The organism is Actinomyces bowdenii (assembly GCF_017592395.1).
GTDB lineage: Bacteria > Actinomycetota > Actinomycetes > Actinomycetales > Actinomycetaceae > Actinomyces > Actinomyces bowdenii.
This window is the reverse complement of record NZ_JAGFOU010000033.1, coordinates 1-12,056: the sequence shown is the minus strand read 5'-3', so window position 1 is coordinate 12,056 and position 12,056 is coordinate 1. Positions and strand designations below refer to the sequence as shown.

Genomic DNA, 12,056 nt, shown 5'->3' with positions numbered 1-12,056 from the left:
CCCCTCATAACAATAGGACGCTATCCCTTGCCTGTCTGCCGGAACGATATCGAGGCGAACAGGGTCGTGCCAGGAGAAGAGTCACACACGGATGTGACCTCCACCGCCCGAACTGTACAGCGCGGGCAGCCCCGCTTGCGAGGATTCCACAGGATCCCGGGGCGCGGGGCCGCCGGGCGCCTCAGCCGCGGCGCTGGTGCTCCTCGCGCTGCATGGCGTCATTCACCTCGCCGACGAGCTCCTCGAGGATGTCCTCCAGGAAGACCACGCCCACCAGCGTGCCGTCGGGCTCCTCCACCCGCCCCAGGTGGGCGCCGGTGCGCTGCATCGCCGCCAGGGCCTCCTCCACCTCGTCGTCGCGCTTGACGGGCACCAGTGCCCGCGCCCGCCAGGCGGGCACCGGCTCGCCGCGCTCGGGGCCCTCGGCGTAGAGGATGTCCTTGAGGTGGAGGTAGCCGCTGATGACCGGGACGGCGGCCTGCCGCGCCGGGGCGCCGCCGGGGGCCTGCGCGCTGCCGGCGCCTCCGCCCTCCCCCGGCTCCGGGCCCGCCTCGGGCCCGACCAGGGGGAAGCGGGAGTAGCCGGTGGAGGCCACGGCCCGCTCCACATCCTCGGGGGTGCAGTCATGCGGCAGGGTCACCAATCGGTCCAGGGGGACCATGACGCTGCCCGCGGTCTCCTCGGAGAACTCCAGGGCGCCGCTGAGCAGGCCGGTGGAGTCCTCCAGGACCCCCTCGGCGGTGGAGCGCTCCACGATGGAGGCCACCTCCTGGGCGTTGAAGGTCGCCGAGACCTCCTCCTTGGCCTCGATGCCCACCAGGCGCAGGATGCCGTTGGCGAAGCTGTTGAGCCCGCTGATGACCGGGCCCAGGATCCGCGAGATCCGCACCAGGGGCGGGCCCAGCCACAGCACCGCCCGGTCCGGGGAGGTGATGGAGATGTTCTTGGGCACCATCTCCCCGGCCACCACGTGCAGGTAGACGACGATGACCAGGGCGACGACCACGGCCACGGCGTGGGAGCCGCCATGGCCCACCCCCACCCGCTCCAGGAGGGGCTCCAGGGCGTGGGCGATGGCGGGCTCGGCCACGACGCCCAGGCCCGTGGAGCACAGGGTCACCCCCAGCTGGGCGGTGGCCAGCATGCGCGAGACGTTCCGCAGCGCCCACAGGGCGGTGGCGGCGCGGGCATCGCCGGCCTCGGCCAGGGGCTCGAGCTGGCTGCGCCGCGCGGAGGTGACGGCGAACTCGGCGCCCACGAAGAACGCATTGCCCGCCAGGAGCGCGACGGTGATGAGGAGGGCCAGGGGCGTGCTCATGAGCGCTCCTCCCCCGCGGGCCCGCCCGGCCGCTCAGCCCCGCCGTCCTCATCCCGGCGGGCCCGGGCGTGCAGCCGGGTGACGCGGCGGGCCTCCATGGCGTCCACGCGCAGGACCGCGCGCGGCAGGGCAACGGCGTCGCCCACGCGCGGGATGCGGCCGAGCTCGCTCATCACCAGCCCGCCCAGGGTCTCGTAGGGGCCGTCGTCGGGCACATGGATGCCGGCCCGGGCGGCCAGCTCGTCGGGGCGCATCCACCCGGGCACCACCCAGTGCCCGGAGGGGTCGAGGTGGGCGCCGGAGCGCCTCCGGTCGTGCTCGTCGGCCACATCGCCCACGACCTCCTCGACGGCGTCCTCCAGGGTGACCAGGCCCGCGGTGCCGCCGTACTCATCGACCACCAGCGCCATCTGGGAGCCCTGCGCGCGCAGCTCGACCAGGAGGGCGGCCAGCGGCATCGTCTCGGGCACGCGGGGGGCGGGGGTGATGAGGGAGGAGGAGGCCACCGGCACCTCGCCGCGCTTGTCGTGGGGCACGGCGATGGCCCGGCGCAGGTGGACGATGCCGATGACGTCGTCGACGTCCCGGCCGATGACGGGGAAGCGGGAGTGGCCGGTGGCGCGGGCCAGGGCGACGACGTCCTCGGCGCTGGCCTCGGCCTCCAGGGTGTGGAGGCGGCCGCGGTCGGTCATGACATCGACGGCGGTGAGCCGGCCGACCCCGATGCTGCGGGTCAGCAGGGCGGCGGTGGACACGTCCAGGGTCCCCTCCTGGGCGCTGTGGCGCACCAGGGCCGCCAGCTCGGAGGCCGAGCGGGTGCCGCTGATCTCCTCGGCCGGCTCGATGCCCATGCGGCGCAGCAGCCGGTTGGCGGTGTTGTTGAGCACGACGATGAGCGGCTTGAGCAGGGCGGTGAAGCCCATGAGGAAGGGCGAGACCAGGCCGGCGGCGCGCATGGGGTCGGCCAGGGTGGCGTTCTTGGGGATGAGCTCGCCCACCACCATGGAGAAGGCGTTGACGATGACCAGGGCGGCGGCCACGGCCACGCCGGTGGCCACGGACTGGGCCAGCCAGCGGCTCATCAGGCCCTCCAGGAGCCCGGCCAGGGCCGCCTGCATGGTGTAGCCCAGCAGGATGGTGGTCAGGGTGATGCCGACCTGGGCGCCGGACAGCAGCGTGGACAGGCGCCCCAGGGCCCGGCGCACGGTGACGGCCCGCCTGTCCCCGGCGGCGGCGCGGGTCTCCACGGTGGAGGGGTCGAGGGCCACCAGGGAGAACTCCCCGGCCACGAACAGGGCGGTGCCGATGGTCAGGATGACCCCGGCGCCGATCATGAGCCAGTCGGTCATCATGCCCGCCTCAGGGCTCCCCCAGCGCCCTCGGTGCGGGGCGGCCGGGGTGAGTGGGGGTGGTCGGGGGCGGGTGGGGACTCGGAGCGCCGGCGGCAGGCGCGCCCGCGGGTCCGTCGGGAAGCCGATCGCATAGTGGCAGGAACGGTATCACCGCACGGCCCCACGGCCCCACAGGGCCGGGCCGCAGAGCCGGCGGCATCGGGACCGCAACGGCAGGGGGACGCCGACGGCGCCCGGAGAGGCCCGCCGTCGACTCCCAGGACCGCGGGGCGCGGCACCACCGGGAGGCATGAGCCCTTGGTCCCGCGTTTCTCCGGCGCAGTGGGCGCCGAGCCCGTACCATGGCACCGGACAGAACCGCACGTCACGAGGCCGGCCGGGCCCGCCGCCAGGTCTCCTGAACGACGATCTCATCGAGGAGAGACCCGCTGTGGCCACGCAGGACCGCCCCGCCCCACGATCCAGCGCAGGATTCGGAGCCAACGAGTGGATGGTGGAGGAGATGCGGGCCGCCTGGTCCGCCGACCCCGCCTCGGTGAGCCCGCAGTGGCGCGAGCTCTTCGAGACCGACCCCCGGGCCGGGCAGGACCCCGGGCAGGCCGCATCCCCCGGTCCCCTGGACGGGCCCAGGCGCGCGACCATCACCGCCCCCTCCGCGCCGCAGGCCCCCCGCTCCCCCTCCGCCGTCCAGGACGTCAGCCGCTCGGACCTGCCGCCCGCACCGCCCTCGGACGCCGCTCCGCCCACTTCCCCCTATGCCCAGCGCCGGGCCGCCCTCCAGGCCCAGGACGCCTCCGGGCAGAGCGCCCAGGGCGCCGCCACCCGTCTCAAGGGCGCCGCCGCCCGCACCGCCAGGAACATGGAGGAGTCCCTGGCGGTGCCCACGGCCACCTCGGCGCGCGCGGTGCCCGCCAAGGTCCTCATCGAGAACCGGGCCGTCATCAACGCCCACCTGTCCCACACCCGCGGCGGCAAGGTCTCCTTCACCCATCTCATCGGGTGGGCCGTGGTCGAGGCGCTCACCGAGATGCCCGGGATGAACGTCGCCTACTCCGTGGACGAGGCCGGCAGGCCGATGCTCAGCACCCCGGCGCACGTCGCCTTCGGCCTGGCCGTGGACGTGCCCGGGGCCGACGGCGAGCGCCGCCTCCTGGTGCCCTCCATCAAGCAGGCCGACCTCATGGACCTGGCCGGCTTCGTGGCCGCCTATGAGCAGCTCGTCTCCCGGGCCAGGCAGGGCGGCCTCGAGCTCGCCGACTTCCAGGGCACCACCGTGACCCTGACCAACCCCGGCATGCTCGGCACCCTGCACTCCGTGCCGCGGCTCATGCCCGGCCAGGGGCTCATCGTGGGGGTCGGCTCCATGGACTACCCCGCGGCCTTCGCCGGCGCCAGCGCCGAGACCCTGGCCCGACAGGGCATCGGCAAGATCCTGACCCTGACCTCCACCTACGACCACCGCGTCATCCAGGGGGCGGCCTCCGGGGAGTTCCTGCGCCTGGTGGAGCACAAGCTCCTGGGCCTGGACGGCTTCTGGGACCGGGCCCTGGCCTCCATGCGCATCCCGCACGAGCCGGTGCGCTGGGCCCGCGACTCCACCTACGACCCCGAGCTGGAGACCGGCAAGCCCGCCCGCGTGGCCGAGCTCATCCACGCCTTCCGCCAGCGCGGCCACCTGGCCGCCGACACCGATCCCCTGACCTACCGCCTGCGCCGCCACCCCGACCTGGACATCGCCTCCTACGGCCTGAGCCTGTGGGACCTGGACCGCACCTTCCCCACCGGCGGGCTGGGGGGCCGCGAGCGCGCCACCCTGCGCGAGATCCTGGAGATGCTGCGCAGCGCCTACTGCCACAGCGCCGGGGTGGAGTACATGCACATCCAGGACCCGGCCCAGCGCAGCTGGTGGCAGGAGCGCCTGGAGACCGACTGGGCGGAGATCGACCACGCCGAGCGGCGCCGCATCCTGTCCAAGCTGGAGCAGGCCGAGGCCTTCGAGACCTTCCTGCAGACCAAGTACGTGGGGCAGAAGCGCTTCAGCCTGGAGGGCGGGGAGTCCCTCATCGTGCTGCTGGACCGGCTGCTGGACTCCTGCGCCCATGACGGCCTGGACGAGGTGGTCATCGGCATGGCCCACCGCGGCCGCCTCAACGTGCTGACCAATATCGCCGGGAAGTCCTACAGCCAGGTCTTCGACGAGTTCGACGGCAACAGCGTCATCGAGGGCGCCAGCACCGGGGACGTGAAGTACCACCTGGGCACCGAGGGCGTCTTCACCGGCACCGACGGGGTCTCCACGCGCGTGTCCCTGGCGGCCAACCCCTCCCACCTGGAGACGGTCGACGGCGTCGTGGAGGGGATCGTGCGGGCCAAGCAGGACCGCATCGGCCTGGGCGAGAAGGGGTACACGGTCCTGCCGGTCCTGGTCCACGGCGATGCGGCCTTCGCCGGGCAGGGCGTGGTCTACGAGACCCTCAACATGAGCCAGCTGCCCGCCTACCGCACCGGCGGGACCGTCCACGTCATCGTCAACAACCAGATCGGCTTCACCACCGGGGCGGCCTCGGCGCGCTCGACCACCTACGCCACCGACCTGGCCAAGGGCCTGCAGGTGCCGATCTTCCACGTCAACGCCGATGATCCCGACACGGTGGCGCGCACCGCCCGCCTGGCCTACGACTACCGGCGCACCTTCCACAAGGACGTCATCATCGACCTCATCTGCTACCGGCGCCGCGGGCACAACGAGGGCGACGACCCCTCGATGACCCAGCCGGTCATGTACCGCCTCATCGACTCCCTGCCCTCGACCCGCCAGGTCTACACCGCCGCCCTCGTGGGCCGCGGGGACATCACCTCCCAGGAGGCCGAGGAGCTGGCCGCGGAGTACCACGACGAGCTCGAGCGGGTCTTCTCCGAGGCGCGCGCCCAGGTCGGCGGCGCGGGCGCCCCGCAGAGCCGGGCCGCCGCTGAGACCCAGGACTTCTCCGACCCCGCCAGGGTGGGCATCCCGCGCTCCTCCCTGGAGATCCCCGCCTCCCAGCAGGCCGGCTCGGGCATGATGCTCGGCTGGACCTCGGCGGTGCCGCGCGACGTCGTCGAGCGCATCGGGGACGCCCAGGTGGCCTGGCCCCCGTCCTTCCGCGTCCACCCCAAGCTGGAGGCGATGCTGGCCAAGCGCCGCTCCTCCTCGCGCGAGGGGGGCATCGACTGGGGCTTCGGGGAGCTGCTGGCCCTGGGCAGCCTGCTCATGGAGGGGGTGCCGGTGCGCCTGGCCGGCGAGGACGCGCGCCGGGCCACCTTCTCCCAGCGCCACGCCGTCCTGCACGACCATGACTCGGGGGCGGAGTGGACCCCGCTGAGCTTCCTGACCCCCGACCAGGCGCCCCTGGAGATCTACGACTCCCTGCTCAGCGAGTACGCGGCCCTGGCCTTCGAGTACGGCTACTCGGTGGAGCGCCCCGAGGGCCTGACCATGTGGGAGGCCCAGTTCGGCGACTTCGCCAACGGGGCCCAGAGCGTCATCGACGAGTACGTCACCTCAGCCACTCAGAAGTGGGGGCAGCGCTCGGGCCTGGTCATGCTCCTGCCCCACGGCCAGGAGGGCCAGGGGCCCGACCACTCCTCGGCGCGCATCGAGCGCTACATGCAGATGTGCGCCCAGGACAATATGCGGGTCGCCCAGCCCTCGACCCCGGCCAACCACTTCCACCTGCTGCGCGATCACGCCTACCGGCGCCCGCGCCGCCCGCTCATCGTCTTCACCCCCAAGCAGCTGCTGCGGCTCAAGGCGGCCACCTCCCCCGTGGAGGACTTCACCTCCGGGTCCTTCCAGCCCGTCATCGGGGAGACCGACGCCGCCCTGGCCGCCGGCGGCTCGGTGGACCGGGTGCTACTGTGCTCGGGGCGGGTCTACTACGACCTGCTCGCCCACCGCCAGGCCACCGGCGACACCCGCACCGCCATCATCCGCCTGGAGCAGCTCTACCCCCTGGATGCCGGGGCCATCAGCGCGGCCCTGGCCCCCTTCGCGGGCGCGGAGCCGATCTGGGTCCAGGACGAGCCCGCCAACCAGGGCATGTGGCCCTACCTGGCCCTGCACCTGCCCATGGAGCTGACCGGGGGCGTCCTGCCGGGCCTGGTCTCGCGCCCCGAGGCCGCCGCCCCGGCCGTGGGCTCGGCAGGCGCCTTCCGCGCCCAGCAGGAGGAGTTGGTGGCCCGCGCCTTCGCCCGGGACTGAGCCCGCGCGCATGCCGTGCTCGCCCGCCATGCGCGCAGTGGCGCTGTTCGCCGTCGGCCACCACGGCGCCACGACACCGCGGGCCTACCACATCACGGGGGCCCGGCGCGATAGCGTCTATCCACCATGATGACGAGGAGGCACGCCATGGAGGAGACAAGGCTGAGCTTCATCGGCGACGAGCTGGTGGCCGGGCACGGCGACGGGCGCGCCCTGGGCTGGACGGGACGGGTCATGGCACGCACCCCGCGGGAGGCCGAGATCCTGTGGACCTCACTGGCGGTGCCCGGGGAGACCACCGCCCAGCTCGCCGAGCGATGGCAGGCCGAGGTGGCCCGCCGCTCCACCCCCACCGGCCGCAACCGCCTCGTCGTGGGCCTGGGCGTGGCCGATGTGCGCGCCGGGGTGTCCTACGCCCGCTCGCGCCTGGCACTGGCCAACATCCTGGACACCGCGGCCTCCGACAACCGCGCCTGCTTCGTCGTCGGGCCTCCCCCGCTGGCGGGAGTGGATCCCGACGCCACCGCCCAGCTGACCAAGGCCGCCTCCGAGGTCTGCGCGCGCCGGCAGGTGCCCTTCGTCGACGCCTTCGAGCCGCTGCGCAACCACGAGCAGTGGAACACCGATGTCACCGCCGCCGGGGGCGCCCACCCCGGTCAGGCCGGGTACGGGCTCCTGGCCTGGCTGGTCCTCCACCGGGGCTGGTACGAGTGGCTGGGGGTCGACCAGCCGGCCTGAGGCCCGCGGGCGCCCCGCTCCCCCGGCCGACCGCGCCCCGCCGCCCCGGGAGGGCGGCCCCTGCTCAGGCCACCGGTGCCAGGCTGGAGGTGTCGATGGTGGCGACCTCGATGTCCTTCTCGTCGAACAGCACCGCGGTGCCGCCCAGGTCCACCACGGAGAAGTGGCCCGCATCGGTCAGGAAGTGCCAGGCCGTTGCGGGAGCGCCCCGGTAGGTGAAGGAGGGGTCCCCGGCGGAGACGGCCTCCAGGGTCATGCCCCGCATCTCGCAGAAGAGGTCGATGGCCTGCTCGAAGTGCGTCCTGGCGCCCGGGCGGGCCTGCCCGGGATCCCGCGGCCGGGACCGGCCCACGAGCAGCGAGTCGAGGAAGGGCCGGAGATCGGCCTGGTCGACCAGCTCGGTGCGGGGGTGGGCGGCCAGGAAGGCCGCGTTGAGCTCGACCAGGTCCTCCACGGCCTGGGCCTCCAGGAACTCCCGGGTGAGGGCCTCGAGGGCGGCATCGGCCTGCGGGCCGGCCGCGGGCGGCTCCTCGACGGCCTCCCACAGGCGCTCGAAGACCTCGGCGTGGCGGATGGCGCCGATGAGCGGCAGGGTCCGCCCGATGGCGCTGACAATGAGCCCGTCCCATTGCGAGTGGCTCACGAAGCGGGCCATGCCGCCCTCCAGGACCAGGCGCAGGTAGTCGTCGACGAAGTAGGAGCCGACCGCCTGGGCGCTCATCTCCTCATAGGGCACCTGCCGGTCGCTGAGGTAGTCCACGACCTCCCGGTTGGAGGCGACCGCCAGCGCCGGATCGGCGCTGCGGGCGCTCTCGGCGGAGATGACGACGTGGTCGAGCATCTGGCCGCGCAGCCGGTCGATGAGCATGGGTCCTCCTGGGGATCACTCGGGCGGGTGTCATGGGGATGGGGGCACTCTAGTGCTGCGCGCCCGCGGCGCATGGGCGCCATGCCGTTGGGATGACGGGGATCGGCGGAGGATGGGGGGCGGGTCTCGGGCGGGTTGCGAAGGGGTCTCGAGCCGGTCGCGGGAGGGTCACTGCGAGGTCGCGCCGGGCACCTCGGGGCCCTCCCCCAGGGCCTCGACCATCGTGCCCACCCACTGGGCGAGCTTCTCGATGTGCTGGCTCCACTGCGTGCGCCCATCGGTGTCATGCCAGTTGCGCAGGGCCGCCACGAACATGGAGATGGCGCCCGTGGCGATGATCCGGGCCTGGCCCGGGCTCCACCGCCCGGTGGCCGCCATGAGGGCGGCGAGCTCATCGGCGCGCTGCTCGACGAGGAGGTACCCCGCCGCCCGGATGCTCGGCACCTGGGACCACAGCCGCATGCGGGCCAGGGTGGTGGAGGCATCGGTGACGACGTGCCGCTCCCAGATCTCCTCGATCGAGGCCCGGATGGCCTCCCAGGAGGCCTCGCCCTGCCCGAAGTGGTGCTCCAGCGCCGCCGCGAGCACGTCGTCGTGCTCGTCGTGCAGGACGAGCCCCTCCTTGGTGGAGAAGTAGCGGTAGATGGTGGAGGGGGAGACCTCGGCCGCCTCGGCGACCTGCTCGATGCTCACGGCGTCGTAGCCGCGCTCGGCGAACAGGGCCAGGGCGGTGGCCTGCACGTGGCGCATGGTCGCGGCCTTCTTGCGGGCCCGCAGGCCGGGCCTGGGGCCCAGGGCCCCCTCCTGCTGCGCAGCGCTGCGGGGGCGGCCGCCGCCGGTCTCGGTCACTCGGGCTCCTGGCTGTCATGGGGTGGACAGCCGCACAGTAACATGTACAGTTACTATCATGAGCAAGTCACTCTCAGATTTTGCGGTCCGTGCCGAGGGGATGGTCAAGGCCTTCGGGCGCACCCGCGCCCTGGACGGCCTGGACCTGCGGGTGCGCACCGGTGAGGTCCACGGCTTCCTGGGCCCCAACGGCGCGGGCAAGACGACGACGATCCGGGCCCTGCTGGGCCAGCTCCGCCTCGATAGCGGCAGCGCCGAGGTCCTGGGCATGCCGGCATGGCGGCGGGCGGTCGACATCCATGAGCGCCTGGCCTACGTCCCGGGGGACACCGCGCTGTGGCCGGGGCTGTCCGGAGGGGAGTGCATCGACCTGCTCACGGGCCTGCACGGCTCGGTGAGCCCCTCGCGCCGGGACGGGCTCATCGAGCGCTTCGAGCTCGACCCCTCCCGCCGCATCCGCGCCTACTCCAAGGGCAACCGCCAGAAGGTGGCACTCATCGCCGCCCTGGCCACCCACTGCGAGCTGCTCCTCCTCGATGAGCCGACCTCCGGCCTGGACCCCGTGATGGAGGCGGTCTTCCAGCAGGTGGTCGCCGAGCGCAGCGCCCAGGGCGTCACCGTCCTGCTCTCCAGCCACATCCTGGCCGAGGTCGAGACCCTGTGCGAGCGGGTGACCGTGGTGCGGGCCGGGCGCGCGGTGTCCACCGGCAGCCTGGCGCGGCTGCGCGCCCGGGCCCCCGTGGCCATCGAGGCGCTGACCGCCACGGCCCCGCGGGGCCTCGACCGCCTGGCCGGTGTCAGCCGCCTCCACCAGGACCCCGTGCCCCGAGGCGTGCAGACCTCCCTGCTGGTCGCGCACGACGGGCTCGCCGGGGCCGTGGCCGCCATCAGTGCGGCGGGCCCCCTCGACCTGTCCGTGCGTCCCCCCAGCCTGGAGCAGCTCTTCCTGGAGCACTACCGGGTCGGCCCCCGGGCCGGGGGTCCGCCGGCGGGCGCCGGAGCCTCCCCCGAGGCGCTGCCCGCACCGATCGGCGGGGGTGGGCGCGAATGAGCGCGCGAGACGATCACGGCCCCCAGGCGCGCCTGCTGGCCGGGCTGGGGCGCGCCTCGCGGATCGCGCTGCGCGCCTCCTGGCCGGCCCTCATGGCCGCGGCGGCGCTGGGCGCCGCACTGGTGCTCGGCAACGCACTGAGCGCCCGGGGGCTCTACCCCACGGCCGCCGAGCGCGAGCACTACGCCCAGCTCATGGGGTCCTCCACGGTCATCATCGCCTTCAACGGCCGCGGCTACGGCCTGACCTCCCTGGGCGGGATCACCGCCTACGAGGTCGGGTTCATGGGCCAGCTCCTCTTCCCCATGGCGGGCCTGATCCTGGCGGTGCGCCTGACCCGCCATGAGGAGGAGGCGGGGCGCGCCGACCTGCTGACCGCCACCCCCGTGGGGCGCCTCACCGCTCTGGGCACCGCCGTCCTCCTGCTCGCGACGACGGCGGTGCTCATGGTGGGCGCGATCATCGCGGGCCTCACCGGTCTGGGACTGCCCGCCTCGGGCTGCGCGTGGTACGCGGCCAGCGCCGGGGCCTGCCTCATGCTCTTCGGCGCCCTGGGGTGCCTCCTGAGCCAGGTGTGCCAACTGGCCCGGAGCGCGCTGCGCATCGGGGTGGGCCTCATCGCGGCCGCCTTCCTGGCCCGGGCCCTGGCCGACGGCTTCGGCTCCCGCGCCGCCCTCCTCGGGCCGCTGGGATGGCTGCCGGAGGTCCGGGCCTTCGCGGAGCCGCGGGCCTGGCCGCTCCTGGCCCACCTCATCGCCGCCGCGCTCCTGCTCATCATCGCGGGCGCGGTGGCGCTGCACCGCGACGTGGGCGCCGGAGTGCTGGCGCCCCGCCCGGGGCCGACGGCGGCGCATCCCCGCCTGGCCACCTGCGCGGGATACGCCTGGCGCATGCTGCGCCCGGGGATGCTGGGGGCCATGGCGCTGACAGCCGCCTGGTCCCTGCTCCTGGGCCTGCTGGGCCGGGAGGTGGAGGAGATCGCCGATGCCACCCCGAGCGTGCTGCTGGCCCTGGGGGCGCGCCGAGGCACCGACGTGCTGGTCATGCTGGCCACGATCGTGGCCGCCGCGGCCGCAGCCGCCGTCGGCGTGCAGGCCGGCACCCGCCTGGCGGCCGAGGAGGTCGCGGGCCGCCTGGCCGGCGTGCTCTCCACGCGGGTGCCGCGCCTGCGCCTGTGGATCGCCTGGTGGGCGCTGGCGCTGCTCGGCTCCCTGGCCGTGCTCGCCGCCTCCTGCCTGGCACTGGGGCTGAGCGCCTGGATGATGACCGGGCAGGCGCGGGACCTGTCCACGGCCTGGGGCGTGGCGGTCTCCTACGCGGCTCCGATCGCCGCCGTCGTGGCCCTGTGCTCGGCACTGGGGGCGCTGGGCCCCCGGTGGCCGGCCCTGGGGTGGGCTGTTGTCGGATGGATCCTCACCGTGGGCCTCCTCGGGGAGGCCCTCGACCTGCCGCAGTGGGCGCGGGACCTCTCACCCCTCCACCTCGTGGGCACCCAGCCGCTCCAGGACCTCAGCATGCCGGCCGTCGCGGGGCTGGGCGCCGCCGCGGCGGCACTGCTGGCCGCCTCCACGGCGGTGTTCCGCCGCCGCGACCTCACCGCGGGATGATCGGGGGGCGGCCCCGAGCGCCGACGGCGGCGG

At 74.1% G+C, this 12,056-nt stretch carries 8 protein-coding genes; 4 read left to right on the top strand and 4 right to left on the bottom strand.

Translation table 11 applies throughout. The features are described 5' to 3' along the window. Positions 1-181: 181 nt before the first annotated feature. Together J5X07_RS11985 and J5X07_RS11980 are read right to left on the bottom strand one after the other, a co-directional pair. The gene (locus J5X07_RS11985) at positions 182-1,318 is read right to left on the bottom strand and encodes a hemolysin family protein (protein WP_208479957.1); all 1,137 of its coding nucleotides are present in this window, start codon (positions 1,316-1,318) and stop codon (positions 182-184) included. Beyond that, positions 1,315-2,667 (bottom strand): hemolysin family protein, encoded by a 1,353-nt coding sequence (locus tag J5X07_RS11980; RefSeq protein ID WP_208479956.1) that lies wholly within the window; start codon positions 2,665-2,667, stop codon positions 1,315-1,317. The genes J5X07_RS11985 and J5X07_RS11980 overlap by 4 nt, the downstream gene beginning before the upstream one ends. Before the next feature lie 433 nt (positions 2,668-3,100). Here J5X07_RS11980 and J5X07_RS11975 point away from each other — a divergent pair, with 433 nt between their 5' ends. Both J5X07_RS11975 and J5X07_RS11970 read left to right on the top strand, forming a co-directional pair. Further along, complete coding sequence (locus J5X07_RS11975) at positions 3,101-6,910, top strand: multifunctional oxoglutarate decarboxylase/oxoglutarate dehydrogenase thiamine pyrophosphate-binding subunit/dihydrolipoyllysine-residue succinyltransferase subunit (protein WP_208479955.1); 3,810 nt, start codon at positions 3,101-3,103, stop codon at positions 6,908-6,910. Positions 6,911-7,057: 147 nt separating this feature from the next. Then, positions 7,058-7,648, top strand: coding sequence for a GDSL-type esterase/lipase family protein (locus J5X07_RS11970; protein ID WP_124932987.1), 591 nt, complete (start codon positions 7,058-7,060; stop codon positions 7,646-7,648). A gap of 64 nt (positions 7,649-7,712) precedes the next feature. Here the strand turns inward: J5X07_RS11970 and J5X07_RS11965 are convergent, their stop codons facing one another. Then, positions 7,713-8,516: a DMP19 family protein gene (locus J5X07_RS11965; RefSeq protein WP_124932986.1), complete on the bottom strand. Its 804-nt coding sequence runs from the start codon at positions 8,514-8,516 to the stop codon at positions 7,713-7,715. A gap of 168 nt (positions 8,517-8,684) precedes the next feature. Next, a complete protein-coding gene (locus J5X07_RS11960) occupies positions 8,685-9,365 on the bottom strand; it encodes a TetR/AcrR family transcriptional regulator (protein WP_185731974.1) in 681 nt (226 codons plus the stop codon). A 58-nt stretch (positions 9,366-9,423) separates the two neighbouring features. Here J5X07_RS11960 and J5X07_RS11955 point away from each other — a divergent pair, with 58 nt between their 5' ends. Together J5X07_RS11955 and J5X07_RS11950 are read left to right on the top strand one after the other, a co-directional pair. Further along, complete coding sequence (locus J5X07_RS11955) at positions 9,424-10,416, top strand: ABC transporter ATP-binding protein (RefSeq protein ID WP_208479954.1); 993 nt, start codon at positions 9,424-9,426, stop codon at positions 10,414-10,416. Beyond that, the gene (locus J5X07_RS11950; RefSeq protein WP_208479953.1) at positions 10,413-12,023 is read left to right on the top strand and encodes an ABC transporter; all 1,611 of its coding nucleotides are present in this window, start codon (positions 10,413-10,415) and stop codon (positions 12,021-12,023) included. The genes J5X07_RS11955 and J5X07_RS11950 overlap by 4 nt, the downstream gene beginning before the upstream one ends. The last annotated feature ends 33 nt before the right edge of the window (positions 12,024-12,056 follow it).